Annotated in this window: 12 protein-coding genes; 5 read left to right on the forward strand and 7 right to left on the reverse strand. The window is 62.3% G+C overall.

What is annotated here, in order from left to right; translation table 11 throughout:
• Positions 1–187: 187 nt before the first annotated feature.
• From J7E36_RS21525 to J7E36_RS21550, 6 genes are all read right to left on the reverse strand, one after another.
• The gene (locus J7E36_RS21525; protein WP_215007536.1) at positions 188–550 is read right to left on the reverse strand and encodes a hypothetical protein; all 363 of its coding nucleotides are present in this window, start codon (positions 548–550) and stop codon (positions 188–190) included.
• 214 nt (positions 551–764) lie between these two features.
• On the reverse strand, positions 765–1,925 hold the full coding sequence (locus J7E36_RS21530) for a zinc-binding metallopeptidase family protein (RefSeq protein WP_215007539.1): 1,161 nt from the start codon (positions 1,923–1,925) through the stop codon (positions 765–767).
• A 63-nt stretch (positions 1,926–1,988) separates the two neighbouring features.
• Positions 1,989–4,346, reverse strand: a complete 2,358-nt coding sequence (ligA, locus tag J7E36_RS21535; RefSeq protein ID WP_215007542.1) for an NAD-dependent DNA ligase LigA — start codon at positions 4,344–4,346, stop codon at positions 1,989–1,991.
• Between the two features lie 132 nt (positions 4,347–4,478).
• Positions 4,479–5,324 (reverse strand): cell division protein ZipA, encoded by an 846-nt coding sequence (zipA, locus tag J7E36_RS21540; RefSeq protein WP_215007544.1) that lies wholly within the window; start codon positions 5,322–5,324, stop codon positions 4,479–4,481.
• A 231-nt stretch (positions 5,325–5,555) separates the two neighbouring features.
• Positions 5,556–9,044 carry a chromosome segregation protein SMC gene (gene smc, locus J7E36_RS21545; RefSeq protein WP_215007547.1) on the reverse strand — a complete coding sequence of 1,163 codons (3,489 nt, stop codon included), beginning with the start codon at positions 9,042–9,044 and terminating at the stop codon, positions 5,556–5,558.
• Between the two features lies 1 nt (position 9,045).
• The gene (locus J7E36_RS21550) at positions 9,046–9,705 is read right to left on the reverse strand and encodes a GntR family transcriptional regulator (protein WP_215007550.1); all 660 of its coding nucleotides are present in this window, start codon (positions 9,703–9,705) and stop codon (positions 9,046–9,048) included.
• Between the two features lie 392 nt (positions 9,706–10,097).
• Here J7E36_RS21550 and xdhA point away from each other — a divergent pair, with 392 nt between their 5' ends.
• The 4 genes from xdhA to guaD all read left to right on the forward strand — a co-directional run bounded on the left by xdhA (position 10,098) and on the right by guaD (position 16,240).
• Entirely contained in the window at positions 10,098–11,552 is a 1,455-nt protein-coding gene (gene xdhA / locus J7E36_RS21555) for a xanthine dehydrogenase small subunit (RefSeq protein WP_215007553.1), read from the forward strand.
• Positions 11,545–13,944 (forward strand): xanthine dehydrogenase molybdopterin binding subunit, encoded by a 2,400-nt coding sequence (gene xdhB, locus J7E36_RS21560; RefSeq protein ID WP_215007556.1) that lies wholly within the window; start codon positions 11,545–11,547, stop codon positions 13,942–13,944. The genes xdhA and xdhB overlap by 8 nt, the downstream gene beginning before the upstream one ends.
• Positions 13,945–14,067: 123 nt before the next feature.
• Positions 14,068–14,910: a xanthine dehydrogenase accessory protein XdhC gene (gene xdhC, locus J7E36_RS21565; protein ID WP_215007559.1), complete on the forward strand. Its 843-nt coding sequence runs from the start codon at positions 14,068–14,070 to the stop codon at positions 14,908–14,910.
• Positions 14,911–14,935: 25 nt separating this feature from the next.
• Entirely contained in the window at positions 14,936–16,240 is a 1,305-nt protein-coding gene (gene guaD / locus J7E36_RS21570; protein WP_215007574.1) for a guanine deaminase, read from the forward strand.
• A gap of 98 nt (positions 16,241–16,338) precedes the next feature.
• Here guaD and J7E36_RS21575 read toward each other — a convergent pair whose 3' ends face one another.
• Positions 16,339–17,103, reverse strand: a complete 765-nt coding sequence (locus J7E36_RS21575) for a GntR family transcriptional regulator (protein ID WP_215007577.1) — start codon at positions 17,101–17,103, stop codon at positions 16,339–16,341.
• Between the two features lie 257 nt (positions 17,104–17,360).
• Between J7E36_RS21575 and J7E36_RS21580 the strand changes: the two genes are divergently transcribed.
• A complete protein-coding gene (locus J7E36_RS21580; protein WP_215007580.1) occupies positions 17,361–18,551 on the forward strand; it encodes a benzoate/H(+) symporter BenE family transporter in 1,191 nt (396 codons plus the stop codon).
• The last annotated feature ends 21 nt before the right edge of the window (positions 18,552–18,572 follow it).

Raw genomic sequence — 18,572 nt, forward strand, 5'->3', positions numbered from 1 at the left:
TCGCGAGCAAGCTCGCTTCCACAGAGGCTCGGTGTTCACAAGCCTGTATGTGGGAGCGAGCTTGCTCGCGATGGCTTAGGCATATTCAACTTCAATGCAAGGAGATTCATCGCTATCGCAGACGAGCCTTGCTCAAAACGTAGCTCCCTCCTATTTCAGCACGAGAAAATAAACTGATTGTCAAATATTACTCAACCGCTGTTGAACAGATTAATACTGGACAGAAGGGGCCATATTCCGCGTTGAGCGCCTGAGCCCTGACTTGCACATTAAACTTAACAGGCTGTGAACCTCCACTGACTTCGATGGTATGAGAGTATTGACCATTGCCATCCGGTTGTATTCGAGCTGCAGGTACGAATTGCTCCTGCCCATTTTCTGTTCTGGTCACTTTAAACGTATGACTGGCTATTTCATCGGGCCTGACATTATCCGAAATCAGCCAGCTCAACAGGATGGTGTATTGAGTTGCACCAGCCTGGGCAAGATTCCGAGGAGCATTGGGGATTACAACTCGTTCATTGTGGGTATCTGTTCTCTTATCGTTCATCACATTCTCCTAAGCACCAAAACCATCATTCTTGAGCGTTTCAGAGTAAGGGAAAATTTGAACACAGAGTACTATCAGAATAGATAGTAACTATTACGAGCACTCGTTCCGCCGGCATTCTATCCTTAGAAATTTTTGTTACCAAAACCGTTACATCCTAGGGCTGCAAACCAGCCGTACAGATCATATATGCAGCGCTGTCGAGCCAGCCAGACTACAACAACACCTCATCCGCCCGACCACCCTCGCCCTGAGTCACCAGGTGGATGAAATGCAACTTGGTGATGACCGCAGCCGGGACGACGAACGGGTAGAAATCCGGCTGGCCCATGCTGCGGGACAATTCGTTGAGCATACCGGCCAGTTCGATCCAGGCGTTGACGAATGACAGGAACGCCGTGCCGCCGGCATGCCCAGGGTCGTACAAGGTCTCGGACGGAAACGGCTGGTAGTCGAAGTCCATTTCCCGGGCGCTCATGCCGAAGCCCAGCGCGGTGTCTACTGCGTCCATCATGTGCAGATAGTGCGCCCAAGTCTCGGCCCAGTCTTCCCAGGGGTGCATGGTCGCGTAGGCGCTGACGTAGTGGGTTTGCCAGCCCAGCGGCGCGCCCTGCTGGTAGTGTCGCTCCAGGGCTTCGGAATAACTGGCGCGCTCGTCGCCGAACAACTGGCGAAACGCTTCGAGCCAATGGCTGTTGGCGATCAGTCGATCCCAGTAGTAGTGCCCCACCTCGTGACGGAAATGCCCGAGCAAGGTGCGGTACGGCTCGCGCATCTGCTGGCGCACGTGTTCGCGATGGGCGTCGTCCGCCTCTTTGATGTCGAGGGTGATCAGTCCATTGGCGTGGCCGGTGGTCGGCGGCTTGCCGTCGGGGTTGACGCCGAGGAAATCGAAGGCCAGGCCCGCGCTTTCATCGACGGTTTTCGGGACGACCGGCAGACCGAGGGTGATCAGCTGCGCCACCAGCCGACGCTTGGCGGTCTCCACCTTGCACCAGCGCTCGGGGTTTTCCGGGATCGACAGATCAGGGATGGTGCGGTTCAGGCTACAGGCGATGCACAAGGTGTCGGGCCCATTGGCTGGCAGCAGCCAATTGCACGCCGCTGGGGTATCGAGGTTGGCGCAACGGCGAAACCGCCCGGCCTGCGGGTCGGCATCCAGGGTCCAGGTGTCAGGTTGCTCGCCCGGTTGCAGGGACGAAAGGCGACTCTGTTCCGGTTGATAACCCAACGCCGCCAGGCAGGCCAGGCATTGGCTGTTGCGAAAAAACAGTGACTGGCCGCAACGACACGGCCAGACCTTGCTGTTGCGCGATCGATCCCCCAGCAATGGTGCGGCGATGCGTGAGCTCAGTTGTTCGAAGAAGCGGTACATGACGATCTCTCCAGGAGGCTGCAAGACTAGATCATCGTCCGACCCCGATCGTTCCACTCGCGGCTAGACCGTGATGCCGTGCTTCCCGAGAAACGCCACGAACGCCTCTTCATCCAGCACCTTGACCCCCAGCTCGCTGGCCTTGGCCAGCTTCGAACCCGCGCCCGGCCCGGCGACGACGCAATGGGTTTTCGCCGACACGGAGCCGGCGACCTTGGCCCCCAGGCTCTCCAGCTTGTCCTTGGCGACGTCGCGGCTCATCAACTCCAGCGAACCGGTCAGCACCCAGGTATGTCCTGCCTCGGGCAAACCTTCGACGACTTTCTTCTCGCTCTGCCAATGCATGCCGAAGTCCCGCAGCTGTTGCTCGGCGGCCTGCGCTTGCTGGCGGTTGTCGGCAACGGCGAAAAACTCGCGCACGGCGTTGGCCTGTCTTTCCGGCAGCGCCTGGCGCATGTCCAGCCAGTCGGCGTTCATGACCGCTTCGATTGACCCGAACTTGTCCGCCAGTTTCTGTGCCCCACCCGGCCCGACCGATGGGATGTGCAGCTTGTCCAGAAAGCCGCCCAGGGTGGTGCTGGCCGAGAACTCGGCGCCCAGTTCGCCCTGGTCCTGGATCTCCAGGCCGTGGCGCAGCAGGTCCTTGATCACCTCGCGGTTGTGCGGGTCTTCAAAGAAGCTGTGGATCTCGTGGGCCACTTCCAGGCCAACGTCGGGCAAGTAGGTGAGCACGTGAGGCAAGGCGGCCTGGACACGCTCCAGCGATCCCAGGGAGCGAGCCAGGACCTTGGCGGTTTCTTCGCCCACGTCCGGGATGCCGAGGGCGTAGATGAAACGCGCCAGGCTCGGTTTCTTGCTGTCGACAATCGCCGCCAGCAGGTTCTTGCTCGACAGTTCGGCAAAGCCTTCCAGGTCGACCACCTGCTCGAAGGTCAGGGCATACAGATCCGCAGGTGAACCCACCAGGCCTTCGTCCACCAATTGTTCAACGCTCTTCTCGCCCAGGCCTTCGATGTCCATGGCCCGGCGCGAGACGAAATGGATGATCGCCTGCTTGAGTTGCGCCCCGCAGGCCAGCCGGCCGACGCAACGGTACACCGCGCCTTCGCTGATGGTCTCGCGGCCCTTGCTGCGCTTGATCAGTTGGGTGCGTTCCACATGGGAACCGCATACCGGACACCGTTGAGGGACTTCCACCGGGCGGGCATTTTCCGGACGGCGCTCGGTGACGACTTGCACCACCTGCGGGATCACGTCCCCGGCACGACGGATAATCACCGTGTCGCCAATCATCAGGCCCAGGCGCGCCACTTCGTCCATGTTGTGCAACGTCGCGTTGGCGACAGTCACACCGGCGACTTTTACCGGCTTGAGACGAGCCACCGGCGTGACCGCGCCGGTGCGGCCAACCTGAAACTCGACGTCCAGCAGTTCGGTGAGTTCTTCGCTGGCGGGGAATTTATGGGCGATGGCCCAGCGCGGCTCACGGGCGCGGAAACCCAGTTCACGCTGGGAAGCGATGCTGTTGACCTTGAACACCACGCCGTCGATTTCATAGGGCAGCGCGTTGCGACGCTCGCCGATGTCACGGTAGTAATCCAGGCATTCGTCGATGCCGTGGGCCAGTTTCAACTCGCGGCTGATGGGCATGCCCCAGGCCTTGAGCTGCTTGAGGTTGCCGATGTGGGTATCGGCGATGTCGGTGCTCACCTGGCCGATGCCATAGCAGCAGAATTCCAGCGGGCGATTGGCAGTGATTTTCGAATCCAATTGCCGCAGACTGCCGGCCGCCGCGTTGCGCGGGTTGGCGAAGGTCTTGCCGCCCGCCTCCAACTGCGTGGCGTTGAGGCGCTCGAAGCCGGCCTTGGACATGTACACCTCGCCACGCACCTCCAGCACGGGCGGCCAGCCACCGCCCTGCAACTTGAGGGGAATGTTGCGCACGGTGCGCACGTTGACGCTGATGTCTTCGCCGGTGGTGCCGTCACCGCGCGTGGCCCCGCGTACCAGCACGCCGTCCTGGTACAACAGGCTGACCGCCAGGCCATCGAGCTTGGGCTCGCAGCTGTACTCCACCGCCGCACCGCCGCCCAGCAGATCGCCCACCGGCAGGTCGAGACCTTCGGTCACTCGGCGGTCGAATTCGCGCATCGTGGTTTCGTCGAAGGCATTGCCCAGGCTGAGCATCGGTATCTCGTGACGCACCTGGCTGAACGCCGACAGCGCCACGCTGCCAACCCGCTGGGTTGGCGAGTCGCTGGTCACCAGCTCCGGGTGCTGCGCTTCCAGGGCCTTGAGTTCGTGGAACAGGCGGTCGTACTCGGCGTCCGGGATGCTCGGCTCATCAAGGACGTGGTAGCGGTAGTTGTGCTGATCCAGTTCGGTACGCAGCGCCAGGATACGGGTTTCAGCGGCTTTCATAGGTGTTCTCTCATAAAGCAAAAGAGCAGCCGAAGCTGCTCTGTTTTTCAATCACAGGGGGCGCTTCGCCCTCCAGCGGGAGCAGGCTCCCTCGTCACACAAAGCCCTCGTCAAGGAGAGCCCTTTCATCTGTCAGCGCTTCTGGGTCAAGGCCCGGCGCTCGAACTCGACGATGCGCTGGCGGTAATGCTCGATGGTCTGGGCGGTCAGCACGCTGCGCTGGTCATCCTTCAACTCACCGTTGAGCTCCTGGGACAACTTGCGCGCCGCAGCCACCATCACGTCGAAGGCCTGCTTGGGATGACGCGGGCCTGGCAAGCCAAGGAAGAAACTCACCGCCGGGGTGCTGAAGTGGTCGATGTCGTCCAGGTCGAACACACCAGGCTTGACGGCGTTGGCCATGGAAAACAGCACCTCGCCATTGCCGGCCATGCTTTCGTGACGGTGGAAAATGTCCATCTCGCCGAAACGCAGGCCGCTTTCGAGGATGTTCTGCAGCAACGCCGGGCCCTTGAAGCCGGCCGGGTCGCGGCAGATCACGCTGATCACCAGCACTTCTTCAGCCAGGGCCTGATCCTTGTCGGCGCTCGAAGGTTTGCCCTCGTCCGGGAAGTCGTCGTCACGGCTGTTGAAACTCGGGCCGCCGTCCAGGTCCAGGTTGAGGTTCAGGTCACCCTGGGATGGTTCGCTGTTGCGCTTGCCGCGCTTGGAACCCGACTCTCGTGGCTCGCGCGCAGGAGCACTCATCGACGGCAGGTCGTGCTCATCCAGCTGCGGCTCCTTGTGGGTATCGAGCACCCGGGGCGGGCCCAGCAGTTCGGCGTTGCCATCGTCATCCGGCAGGTTCGACAGGCTGCGATCCAGGCGAAACTTGAGTTTCCCCTTGCCGCCGCGCATACGGCGCCAGCCGTCGAAAAGAATACCGGCAATGACAATGATGCCGATGACGATCAGCCACTCGCGCAGACCGATTTCCATGTAATCCCGTGCCTCTATAAAAATGCTGAAAAATAAGGGGCTTAGCTAATTGCAAACCGCTTTAAAACGTGGCGCCAACTCTATGTTCTGAATGGCGTTTTGCCCACGCATACGAAAAAATTGACATTAAACTAGCATGACACACAGCGACAAGCTACATAACAGCAGCTTCAAGCTGTCAGCTACAAGCCATAAGCTAAAAGTCGAAGCCACATCGCTTGCAGCTCGCCGCTAGGCGTCCACCATCGCCATCGCCTCCTCCACATCCACGGCCACCAGTCGCGAGCAGCCCGGCTCATGCATGGTCACACCCATCAACTGGTCGGCCATTTCCATGGCGATCTTGTTGTGGGTGATGTAGATGAACTGCACTGTCTCGGACATTTCCTTCACCAGCCGTGCGTAACGGCCTACGTTCGCGTCGTCCAGTGGTGCGTCGACTTCGTCGAGCATGCAGAACGGCGCCGGGTTCAGTTTGAAAATGGCAAAAACCAAGGCCAGGGCAGTCAACGCCTTCTCGCCGCCGGAGAGCAAATGGATGGTGCTGTTCTTCTTGCCAGGAGGACGCGCCATGATGGTCACCCCTGTATCGAGTAAATCTTCGCCCGTCAGTTCCAAGTAGGCGCTGCCGCCACCGAAAACTTTCGGGAAAAGTGCCTGTAAACCGCCGTTGATCTGATCAAAGGTATCCTTGAAGCGGTTACGGGTTTCCTTGTCGATCTTGCGGATGACGTTTTCCAGGGTCTCCAGCGCTTCCACCAGGTCATCGTTCTGCGCATCCAGGTAGCGCTTGCGTTCGGACTGTTGCTGGTACTCATCGATGGCCGCCAGATTGATAGCCCCCAGCCGCTGGATGCGCAGGGCAATGCGTTCCAGCTCTTCCTCGGCGTCCTTCTCGTTCGCCCCGGCCACCAGGGTGGCGAGCACGCCGTTGAGGTCGTAGCCGTCTTCCAGCAATTGGTCCTGCAGGGCTTTGCGACGCACGGTCAGGGCTTGCCATTCCATGCGCTGCTGTTCCATCTGGGTACGGATAAGCTGGGATTGCTGCTCGGCCTGGCTGCGACGCTTCTCGGCGTCGCGCAGTTCGCGGTCGGCGTCCTCCAGGGCGATTTGCGCCGTCTTGAGTTCCTCGTCGACGCTCATGCGTTTGTCGAGCAACTCTTCGAGCTTGAGTCGCAGCTCTTCCAGCGGCGCCTCGCCCTCCTCCAGATTGAGGCTCAACTGCTCGCGTTTTTCGGTCAGGCGCTCGGACTGCATTTCCAGGCGTTCCAGCGCCTGGCGCGTGGAATCGTGCTGCGCCTTGAGCGAGCCCAGGCGCACCGCCAACTGATGGGCGTGATCCTTGTGCTGACGGGCTTCCTGGCGCACCCGGTCGAGGCGTTCGCGCAGGCTGTCGCGCTGGGCCAGCAGCAACTCGCGCTGTTCGGTGTCCAGGGCCATGGCATCGAGGGCATCCTGCAATTGCAGGCGCGCCTCGCCGATCTGTTCATGTTCCAGCGCGCGCTGCTCGCCTTGCTCGGCGATCTCTTCTTCAAGGCGGCTGCGGCGCAACGCCAACTGCTCAACCTTGGCCTTGCCGGCTGACAATTGCGCCTTCAGCTCACCCTGCTGGCGGGCTTCGTCCTGCAACAGCCGACGCAGGTGTTCACGGCCGTTCTCCTGCTGACGCTGTTGCGCCCGCAGGTTCTGCAGTTCGCTTTCCAGGGCTTCGACGCTGGCCTCGCGCTCTTCGCGCTCGGCGCCCAGGCGCTGGATTTCCTGGCCACGGGCGAGCATGCCGCTCTCGGCTTCACTGGCCCGGCGCACCCGCAGGAAATGCCGACCGACCCAATACCCGTCGCGGCTGATCAGGCTTTCGCCCGTCGCCAATTGCCCGCGCAAGGCCAAGGCCTGCTCAAGGCTGTCCACCGGTTTGACCTGGCCCAGCCAGGGCGACAGATCGACCTGGACCTCGACTTTGTCGAGCAGGCTGCCGGGCACGCGCACGCCATCGCCGGCCGGGCTGAGCAGGCGCAGGTCACCCTGGCTGAAGCCCGACAGGTCGAAGCCGCCAAAGTCATCCACCAACACCGCTTGCAGGTCGGCACCGAGCACGGTTTCCACCGCCAACTCCCAACCGGCATCGACCTTCAGGCCCTCGGCCAACCGTGGGCGCTCGGCCAGATGTTGGTCCCGCAACCATTCGGCGGTGCCGGTGCCGGGGTCCAGCGCGGCTTGTTGCAAGGCCTCCAGCGAGGCAAGGCGGCCATTGAGCCGCTGCAACTCACCCTGGGCCTGCTGCTGATTGTGCAAGGCCAATTGCAAGGCCTGGCGCAGTTGCTCAAGCCGTTCGACCTGGGCGTCTTCGCTGGCCTGCAAGTCTTCGAGGGTGGCTTCACTGGCCGCCAGTTGTTCGCTCAGGTCCAGGATCGCCGCATCTTCCGGGTCCGCCGCGAGCAACGCGCGCTCTTCGGCGAGCCGGCGCTGGCGCTCGGCCAGGCGCTCCATGCTGGTTTCCAGTTGCTGGATGCGCGACTGCTGGACCTCGGCCTGGCGCCGCGGCTCGGCCGAGGTCAGGTTGAAACTGTCCCACTGTTCTTGCCAGCCGTGCATGGTCAGCTCGGCTTCTTCCAGTGCCGCTGCGGCTTCTTCGGCGGCGGCGCTGGTGATTTCCTGCTCCGGCGTGAGCCGTTCCAGCTCTTCGCCAAGGGTCAGCAGCAGCGTGCGGTCGTGGCCCAGGTGGGATTCGGTTTCCAGGCGCGCGCGCTCGGCTTCTTTCAAGTCATCCTGCAACTGGCGCAATCGTTGCTGACCATGCTGGATGCTCTGTTCGACCCGGGCGATGTCGCCGCCCACGGAATAGAAGCGCCCCTGCACCAGATTGAAGCGTTCTGACAGGTCGTGGTGCCCGTCCCGCAAGCGTTCGATGGCCGCGTCGGCGTTGCGCTGCTCGGCCACCAACGCCTCGAAGCTGACTTCCTGGTTGCCGATCACCGCCTCGCGCTGGCCGACCTGCTCGTTCAACGCCTGCCAGCGCAGGGCCGAGAGCTGGGCCTTGAGCTGGCGCTCCTCGCCCTTGTATTCCTGGTACTTCTTGGCCGCTTCGGCCTGACGGTGCAGGCGTTCGAGCTGGCGTTCGAGTTCGTCACGCAGGTCAGTCAAACGGGCGAGGTTTTCGTGGGTGCGGCGGATACGGTTTTCCGTCTCGCGGCGCCGTTCCTTGTACTTGGAAATACCGGCGGCTTCTTCGATGAAGTTGCGCAGGTCTTCGGGCTTGGCCTCGATCAGCTTGGAGATCATGCCCTGCTCGATGATCGAGTAGCTGCGCGGGCCCAGGCCGGTGCCCAGGAAAATATCGGTGATGTCGCGGCGCCGGCATTTGGCGCCGTTGAGGAAGTAACTGTTCTGGCTGTCGCGGGTGACTTTGCGACGAATGGAAATTTCCGCATAGGCCGCGTATTCGCCGACCAGGGTGCTGTCGGAGTTATCGAACACCAGTTCGATGCTGGCCTGGCTCACCGGTTTGCGACTGGTGGAGCCGTTGAAGATGACGTCGGTCATCGATTCGCCACGCAGGTTCTTGGCCGAACTTTCGCCCATCACCCAGCGCACGGCGTCGATGATGTTGGATTTGCCGCAACCATTGGGCCCGACCACCGCCGCCATGTTACTGGGGAAGTTCACCGTGGTCGGGTCAACGAAGGACTTGAACCCCGCCAGCTTGATGCACTTGAGTCGCACGTCAGGCCGCCGTCAGGGCAGAAACCACCAGGTCGCAACTGCGCTGGGCGTAGGCCGTCAGCACGGTGCGGACCTGCGGCAGGTCACGGGCGAGCACGGCAACCAGCAGGCGCTGGAACAGGTCGAGGAATTCGCTCATCTCGGCCTTGCGCTGGTCCAGAGCGAGGAAATAGGCGCGACTCATGGCCGGTTGCAGGTTCTCGACGGTTTCCTGCAGGTACGGGTTGTTGGCGAAGGGATACGCGGCGCGCATCACGCTGAAGCTTTCATCGACGAAGGCACGGATGTCCTGGCGCTGGTAGGCGTCCGTCAGGCGCTGCTGGATCGCCACGAATGGCGCCATGTCGGCCGGTTGCTGCCAGCCATGGGCCACGGCATTGCCGAGCAGGATGTACAGCTCGCTCATCAACGTGCAGAGGCTGCGCACGTTGTGTTCGGTGAGTTCGGTGACGTGGGCGCCACGGCGCGGCAGGATCGCGATCAGATGGCGCCGTTCCAGGATCAGCAGGGCCTCGCGGACCGAGCCGCGGCTGACATTGAGCGCCAGCGTGACCTTTTGTTCCTGGATGCGCTCTCCCGGCTTCATTTCGCCACGAATGATGCGCTCGGCGAGATGATGGGCGATTTGCTCGGCGAGGCTGTCCGGGGCCTTGAACGTCATGGTTGTCCTTCAAACTCTTCGATTTGCACAAGCGGCGCAGTGTAGCGCACTCGATACGTCATGGCGCGGGGCCTGCAGCGGGTTTTTGGCACGATATAAGCAAATTTTTACTGGCAGGAACCTTGTGGGAGCGGGCTTGCTCGCGAAGAGGCCAGCCCGTGCGCAAGAAATCCTCCGGCAGGACCGCCGCCTTCGCGAGCAAGCCCGCTCCCACAGGGATTTGCGCTTAACTGAAGGTATAGGACATCGCCGGTGGACCAACACCGAAATCCGTTGCTCATCGACAAAGCGAATTTTCCTGACCCTTAAGTCAGAAAATCATTGACCGAAAAGTCAGACCTGCTAAATTCGGTCCACGTCGATACAACAATAATGAGTCTGCGAGGCCTTCCGTGATCCAGTTTTTACTCAACCAGGAACTCCGTAGCGAGCACGCCCTGGACCCGAACCTGACCGTGCTCAACTACCTGCGCGACCATCTCGGTAAATCCGGTACCAAAGAAGGCTGCGCCAGCGGCGACTGTGGCGCGTGCACCGTGGTGGTGGGCGAGTTGCACATCGATGAAAACGGCCGCGAAGGCATTCGTTATCGCAGCCTCAATTCGTGCCTGACGTTCGTCTCGTCCCTGCATGGCAAACAGCTGATCAGCGTCGAAGACCTCAAGCACGAGGGCCAACTGCATAGCGTCCAGCAGGCGATGGTCGATTGCCACGGTTCGCAATGCGGCTTCTGCACGCCGGGCTTCGTCATGTCGCTGTTCGCCCTGCAAAAGAACAGCGAACAGCCCGACGCTCACAAGGCCCATGAAGCCCTGGCCGGCAACCTGTGCCGCTGCACCGGCTACCGGCCGATCCTGGCCGCCGCCGACCAGGCCTGCTGCGGCAAACAACCGGACCAGTTCGACGCCCGCGAAGCGCAGACCATTGCCCGCCTCAAAGCCATTGCCCCGACGGAAACCGGCGAACTCAACAGCGGCGACAAGCGCTGCCTGGTGCCGCTGACCGTGGCCGACCTGGCCGATCTCTACGACGCTTATCCCCAGGCACGGTTGCTGGCCGGCGGCACGGACCTGGCCTTGGAAGTCACCCAATTCCACCGCACCCTGCCGGTGATGATCTACGTGGGCAATGTCGCCGAACTCAAGCGCGTCGAGCGTTTCGACGATCGCCTGGAGATCGGCGCCGCCACTGCACTTTCCGACTGCTACGAGGCCCTGAAGGCCGAGTACCCGGACTTCGGCGAACTGCTGCAACGCTTCGCCTCCTTGCAGATCCGCAATCAGGGCACCCTGGGCGGCAACATCGGCAATGCTTCGCCGATTGGCGACTCGCCGCCGCTGCTGATCGCCCTCGGCGCGCAGATCGTCCTGTGCAAGGGCCAGACCCGGCGCACCCTGGCGCTGGAAGACTATTTCATCGACTACCGGGTCACCGCCCGTCAGGACAGCGAGTTCATCGAGAAGATCATCGTGCCCCGGGCCAGCGCCGAGCAGGCGTTCCGCGCCTACAAAGTATCCAAGCGCCTGGACGATGACATTTCCGCCGTTTGCGCGGCCTTCAACCTGCGCATCGACAACGGTGTGGTTCGCGACGCCCGCGTGGCCTTTGGCGGCATGGCGGCAACGCCCAAGCGCGCCAGCCATTGCGAAGCCGTGCTGATCGGCGCGCCGTGGAACGACAGCACCGTCGAACGCGCCTGTTCGGCCCTGGCCGAAGACTTCACGCCGCTGTCGGACTTTCGCGCCAGCAAGGAATACCGCCTGCTCAGCGCTCGCAACCTGCTGCGCAAATACTTCATCGAACTGCAAACGCCGCACATCGAGACTCGGGTGACCGCTTATGTCTAACCATCACGCCGTAGAGAAGACCCAGGCCGAACTGGCCGAGCTGTTTGCCCGCGACCTGACCACCGGTGTCGGCCGCAGCGTCAAGCACGACAGCGCCGCCAAGCATGTGTCCGGCGAAGCCCAGTACATCGACGACCGTCTCGAATTCCCCAACCAGTTACACGTCTACGCCCGGCTTTCGGACCGGGCCCACGCGCGAATCCTGCGCATCGACACCACGCCTTGCTACGCCTTCGAAGGCGTGCGCATCGCCATCACCCATGAGGACGTACCCGGCCTCAAGGACATCGGCCCGTTGCTGCCGGGCGATCCGCTGCTGGCGATTGACGACGTGCAGTTCGTCGGCCAACCGGTGTTGGCCGTCGCCGCCAGGGACCTGGAAACCGCGCGCCAGGCGGCGATGGCCGCGATCATTGAATATGAAGACCTGGAGCCGGTGCTGGACGTGGTCGAGGCCCTGCGCAAACGCCACTTCGTGCTCGACAGCCACACCCACCAGCGCGGCGACTCCGCCACTGCCCTGGCGAGCGCCGAGCATCGCCTCCAGGGCTCGCTGCACATCGGCGGCCAGGAACACTTCTACCTGGAAACCCAGATCTCCTCGGTGATGCCCACCGAAGACGGCGGCATGATCGTCTACTGCTCGACCCAGAACCCCACCGAAGTGCAAAAACTGGTGGCCGAAGTGCTGGGCGTGTCGATGAACAAAGTGGTGGTGGACATGCGCCGCATGGGCGGCGGCTTCGGCGGCAAGGAAACCCAGGCCGCCAGCCCGGCATGCCTGTGCGCGGTGATCGCGCACCTCACCGGCCAGCCGACCAAGATGCGCCTGCCAAGGGTCGAAGACATGCTGATGACCGGCAAGCGTCACCCCTTCTACATCGAATACGACGTGGGCTTCGACAGCACCGGGCGCCTGCACGGCATCGCTCTGGAGCTGGCCGGCAATTGCGGCTGTTCACCGGACCTGTCGGCGTCGATCGTCGACCGCGCGATGTTCCATGCCGACAACGCCTATTACCTGGGCGATGCGACCATCAATGGCCACCGCTGCAAGACCAACACCGCGTCGAACACCGCCTACCGGGGTTTCGGCGGCCCGCAGGGGATGGTCGCCATCGAAGAAGTCATGGACGCCATCGCTCGCCACCTCGGCCTTGATCCGCTGGCGGTGCGCAAGGCCAACTATTACGGCAAGACCGAGCGCAACGTCACCCACTACTACCAGACCGTCGAGCACAACATGCTCGAGGAAATGACCGCGGAGCTGGAAGAAAGCAGCCAGTACGCCGAACGCCGCGAAGCGATCCGTCGCTACAACGCCAATAGCCCGATCCTGAAAAAGGGCCTGGCGCTGACGCCGGTCAAGTTTGGCATTTCGTTCACCGCCAGTTTCCTCAACCAGGCCGGCGCGCTGATCCATGTCTACACCGACGGCAGCATTCACCTGAACCATGGCGGCACCGAAATGGGCCAGGGCTTGAACACCAAGGTCGCGCAGGTGGTGGCCGAAGTGTTCCAGGTAGAAATGGACCGGGTGCAGATCACCGCGACCAACACCGACAAGGTGCCGAACACCTCGCCCACCGCCGCCTCCAGCGGCGCCGACCTGAACGGCAAGGCCGCACAGAATGCCGCCGAGATCATCAAGCAGCGCCTGGTGGCGTTCGCGGCGCGGCAGTACAAGGTCAGTGAAGAGGACGTTGAATTCCACAACGGTCATGTGCGGGTGCGCGATCACATCCTGACCTTCGAAGCGCTGGTCCAACAGGCGTATTTCGCCCAGGTCTCGCTGTCGAGCACCGGGTTCTACAAGACCCCGAAAATCTACTACGACCGCAGCCAGGCCCGCGGCCGGCCGTTCTACTACTACGCCTACGGGGCGGCGTGTGCCGAGGTGATCGTCGACACCCTCACCGGCGAATACAAGATGCTACGCACCGACATCCTCCACGATGTCGGCGCCTCGCTGAACCCGGCCATCGACATTGGCCAGGTCGAGGGCGGCTTCATCCAGGGCATGGGCTGGCTGACCATGGAAGAGCTGGTGTGGAACGACAAGGGCAAGCTGATGACCAATGGCCCGGCCAGCTACAAGATTCCCGCCGTGGCCGACATGCCGCTGGACTTGCGAGTCCGCTTGGTGGAAAACCGCAAGAACCCCGAAGACACCGTGTTCCATTCCAAAGCCGTGGGCGAACCGCCGTTCATGCTCGGCATCGCCGCGTGGTGCGCCATCAAGGACGCCGTGGCGAGCCTGGGGAATTACCGGCACCAACCCAAAATCGACGCGCCGGCGACACCGGAGCGGGTGTTGTGGGGGTGTGAGCAGATGCGTGGGTTGAGGGTTGTTGCGGCTGAGCCGGCTGAAACCGAGTTGGCTTCGCTCTAGACCACGGCGCGGCCAATCGCGAGCAGGCTCGCTCCCACAGGGGATTTGTGAACACCGATCCAATGTGGGAGCGAGCCTGCTCGCGATGAGGCCCGAACAGACAACAGAGATGCCGAGGTGAATATGTACAACTGGATCAGCGCCCTCGCCGACCTGCAAACCCGCGGTGAACCCTGCGTGCTGGTAACGATCATCGAGGAACTGGGCTCCACCCCCCGCAACGCCGGTTCGAAAATGGTCATCAGCACCAGCCAGACGTTCGACACCATCGGTGGCGGGCACCTGGAATACAAGGCCATGGAAATCGCCCGGCAGATGCTTGCCACCGGCCAGCAAAGCACGCATCTGGAGCGTTTCAGCCTCGGCGCCAGCCTTGGCCAGTGCTGCGGCGGCGTCACGGTGTTGTTGTTCGAACCCATGGGCCAGGTGCAGGCGCAAATCGCCGTGTTCGGCGCCGGCCATGTCGGCCGCGCCCTGGTGCCGTTGCTGGCGAGCCTGCCGTGCAAGGTGCGCTGGATCGACTCGCGGGAAGCCGAGTTTCCCGAACAGTTGCCTCACGGCGTACGGAAAATCGTCACTGAGGAACCGCTGGACGAAGTCGACGAATTGCCCGCTGGCAGCTACTGCATCGTCATGACCCACAACCATCAGCTCGACCTGGAACTGAGCGCGGCGATCCTCAAGCGCAACGACTTCGCCTACTTCGGCCTGATCGGGTCGAAGACCAAGCGGGTCAAGTTCGAACATCGCCTGCGTGATCGCGGCTTCGACAGCGGCACCTTGCAACGCATGCGGTGCCCGATGGGCATCGGCGAAGTCAAAGGCAAGTTGCCGGTGGAAATCGCCATCTCCATCGCCGGCGAAATCATCGCCACCTATAACGCCGATTTCGGCCAGCACACCGCGCGTGCCGAACCGATTGCCAAGCTGCTGCCGGCCTCGCGCCGCAGCCAAGCCAATCATTGATTCATTATTTTTTGAGAAACCCTTCATGCCCCTGACACGCAAAGCCTACCGCGCCGCCCTGCTCCACAGCCTCGCCGACCCGGCCGAAGTCGGTATCGAAGCCTCCTTTGAATACTTCGAGGACGGCTTGCTGGTGGTGGAAAACGGCCAGATCAGCGCCATCGGCCACGCCCACGACCTGCTGCCGACGCTGACGGCGGACATCGAGATCAGCCATTACCCGGACGCGCTGATCACCCCAGGCTTCATCGACACCCACATCCACCTGCCGCAGACCGGCATGGTCGGTGCCTATGGCGAGCAGTTGCTGGACTGGCTCAACACCTACACCTTCCCCTGCGAAAGCCAGTTCGCCGATAAAGCTCATGCCGATGCCGTGGCCGATATCTTTGTCAAGGAACTGCTGCGCAACGGCACCACCACGGCGCTGGTGTTCGGCAGCGTGCACCCAGAATCGGTAAACGCGTTCTTTGAAGTGGCCGAGAAGCTGAACCTGCGGATGATCGCCGGCAAGGTAATGATGGACCGCAACGCCCCGGACTACCTGACCGACACCGCCGAATCCGGCTACACCGAGAGCAAGGCGCTGATCGAGCGCTGGCACGGCAAGGGCCGCCTGCATTACGCCGTGACCCCCCGCTTCGCCCCCACCAGCACCCCGGAGCAGTTGACGCTGGCCGGTCAGTTGCTGGGCGAATACCCCGACCTGTACATGCAGACCCACATTAGCGAAAACCTGCAGGAAGTGCAGTGGGTCAAGGAACTGTTTCCCGAGCGCAAGGGTTACCTGGACGTCTACGACCACTACCAGTTGCTCGGCGAGCGCTCGGTGTTCGCCCACGGCGTGCATCTGTGCGACGACGAATGCGCGCGCCTGGCCGAGACCGGGTCCGCCATCGCCTTCTGCCCGACCTCGAACTTCTTCCTCGGCAGCGGCCTGTTCAACCTGCCGATGGCCGAGAAGCACAAGGTCAACGTCGGGTTGGGCACGGACGTGGGCGGCGGCACCAGTTTTTCGCTGCTGCATACCCTGAACGAAGCCTACAAGGTGATGCAGTTGCAGGGGGCGCGACTGAGCCCGTTCAAGTCGCTGTACCTGGCGACCCTCGGCGGCGCCCGGGCCTTGCGCCTGGAAGACAGGATCGGGACTTTGCAACCGGGCACCGATGCCGACTTCCTGGTACTCGACTACAACGCCACCCCGCTGCTGGGCTACCGCCTGAAGCAGGCCCGGGACATCGCCGAGAAGTTGTTTGTGCTGATGACGCTGGGGGATGACCGGACGGTGGCGCAGACGTATGCGGCTGGGCGGTTGGTGCATCAGCGGTAGGCGTTGTCGCCTTCCAGATCGCCTTCGCGAGCAAGCCCGCGCCCACAGTTGATCGATGTATTGATCGTTCCCACGCTCTGCGTGGGAACGATGCGAGGTCAGAGCTTGGCCGGCGACCGCCCAGGCTTCTTGCTCTGCAACAGATGCGAAAACACAGCGTGCAAATCATCCGACGCGCTTTCTTCGTCAAGGTTGAGTTTGCTGTCGATGTGATCCATGTGGTGCATCATCAAGTCCACCGCCAGGGTGGCGTCACGGGCTTCGATGGCGTCGATCAACTGGGTGTGTTCGTCATAGGAACAATGGGAACGATTGCCGCTTTCGTACTGGGCAATGATCAGCGACGTCTGGGACACGAGGCTGCGCTGGAAGCTGATCAGCGGCGCGTTCTTCGCTGCTTCGGCCAGCTTGAGGTGGAACTCGCCTGACAGGCGGATCCCGGCGCCACGGTCACCCCGGGAAAAACTGTCGCGCTCGTCGCTGACCATCTGGCGCAATTCGGCCAACTGCTCGGCGGTAGCATGCTGCACCGCCAGTTCGGTGATCGCCCGTTCCACCAGGCGCCGGGCCATGAACACCTGGCGAGCCTCTTCGACACTCGGGCTGGCAACCACGGCGCCGCGATTGGGCCGCAGCAACACCACGCCTTCATGGGCCAGGCGCGACAGCGCGCGGCGAATGATCGTGCGGCTGACCCCGAAAATCTCCCCCAGTGCTTCTTCGCTCAACTTTGTACCAGGCGCCAGACGTTGTTCGAGGATGGCCTCGAAGATATGCGCGTAGACAATATCGTCCTGGGTACCGCTGCGACCGGCTTTACCGGTTCGCGGTTGTTTCTTGAGGGGTTGCAACTGTTCGTTCATGGGCACTCGAGTCGGGAGAACTGCGGCGAATTGACCGTGACTGTAATACGGCGCGGCGGGTCGCTGGCCAGTATCGGTAAAAAACAGCTCGATTGTACACAACCTCTGGTGGCAACACGACTGTACGGCTGTTTGCGGGAGTGGCTGTATCGCAATCGGCTACGGGGTTGAGTTTAGGCTTGAACCCACAACCTGTGAGACCTGATAAGAGCCTTGCCCCACAGGTGCCCAATCTACAACAAGGACCACCGCCCACCATGACCGAAGTCACGACCACGCCACTTCGCACGCTGGCCGACACATCGCCCTCGGCCATCGTCGCCGGGTTCATCGCGATGATGACCGGCTACACCAGTTCCCTGGTGCTGATGTTCCAGGCCGGGCAGGCGGCGGGGCTGACCAGCGGGCAGATTTCATCGTGGATCTGGGCGATTTCCATCGGCATGGCGGTGTGTTCCATCGGCCTGTCGCTGCGTTATCGCACGCCGATCACCATCGCCTGGTCGACCCCCGGAGCGGCACTGCTGATCACCAGCCTGGGCGGCGTGAGTTATGGCGAGGCCATCGGCGCCTATATCACCTGCGCGGTGCTGGTGACGATCTGCGGCCTGACCGGCAGTTTCGAGCGCCTGGTCAAGCGCATTCCCGCCTCGCTGGCGGCGGCTTTGCTGGCGGGGATACTGTTCAAGATCGGCAGCGAGATTTTCGTCGCCGCCCAGCATCGGACCGACCTGGTGGTGGGGATGTTTTTCACCTACCTGATCGTCAAGCGTCTGTCGCCGCGCTACGCGGTGCTGGCCGCGCTATTGATCGGCACGGCATTGTCCGGCCTGCTGGGGCTTCTGGACTTCAGCGGCTTTGCCCTGGAAGTCGCGACGCCGGTCTGGACCACACCGCACTTTTCCCTGGCGGCCACCATCAGCATCGGTATTCCGCTGTTCGTGGTGGCAATGACCTCACAGAACATGCCCGGTATCGCCGTGCTACGCGCCGACGGCTACAACGTGCCAGCCTCGCCGCTGATCACCACCACCGGCATCGCCTCGCTGCTGTTGGCACCGTTCGGTTCCCATGGCATCAACCTGGCGGCCATCAGCGCGGCCATCTGCACCGGCCCACACGCCCACGAAGATCGCAACAAGCGCTACACGGCGGCGGTCTGGTGCGGGATTTTCTACGGCATCGCCGGGGTGTTCGGCGCCACGCTGGCGGCGTTGTTCGCGGCGCTGCCCAAGGAACTGGTGCTGTCCATCGCCGCCCTGGCGCTGTTCGGGTCGATCATCAATGGCTTGAGCATCGCCATGAGCGAAGCCCGGGAACGGGAAGCGGCGCTGGTGACGTTCATGGTCACGGCGTCGGGGTTGACGCTGTTTTCCATCGGCTCGGCGTTCTGGGGGATTGTGGCGGGGGTGTTGACCTTGCTGATCCTCAACTGGCGCAAGGCTTAGAAGCATCGCGAGCAGGCTCGC

The organism is Pseudomonas fluorescens, from assembly GCF_018614775.1.
Classification (GTDB): domain Bacteria; phylum Pseudomonadota; class Gammaproteobacteria; order Pseudomonadales; family Pseudomonadaceae; genus Aquipseudomonas; species Aquipseudomonas fluorescens_BY.

Coding starts and splice junctions, on each gene's coding strand:
- guaD (WP_215007574.1), top strand. CDS start 14,936: ATGCCCCTGACACGCAAAGCCTACCGCGCCGCCCTGCTCCACAGCCTC.
- zipA (WP_215007544.1), bottom strand. CDS start 5,324: ATGGAAATCGGTCTGCGCGAGTGGCTGATCGTCATCGGCATCATTGTC.
- xdhB (WP_215007556.1), top strand. CDS start 11,545: ATGTCTAACCATCACGCCGTAGAGAAGACCCAGGCCGAACTGGCCGAG.
- J7E36_RS21580 (WP_215007580.1), top strand. CDS start 17,361: ATGACCGAAGTCACGACCACGCCACTTCGCACGCTGGCCGACACATCG.
- J7E36_RS21530 (WP_215007539.1), bottom strand. CDS start 1,925: ATGTACCGCTTCTTCGAACAACTGAGCTCACGCATCGCCGCACCATTG.
- J7E36_RS21525 (WP_215007536.1), bottom strand. CDS start 550: ATGAACGATAAGAGAACAGATACCCACAATGAACGAGTTGTAATCCCC.
- xdhC (WP_215007559.1), top strand. CDS start 14,068: ATGTACAACTGGATCAGCGCCCTCGCCGACCTGCAAACCCGCGGTGAA.
- J7E36_RS21550 (WP_215007550.1), bottom strand. CDS start 9,705: ATGACGTTCAAGGCCCCGGACAGCCTCGCCGAGCAAATCGCCCATCAT.
- J7E36_RS21575 (WP_215007577.1), bottom strand. CDS start 17,103: ATGAACGAACAGTTGCAACCCCTCAAGAAACAACCGCGAACCGGTAAA.
- ligA (WP_215007542.1), bottom strand. CDS start 4,346: ATGAAAGCCGCTGAAACCCGTATCCTGGCGCTGCGTACCGAACTGGAT.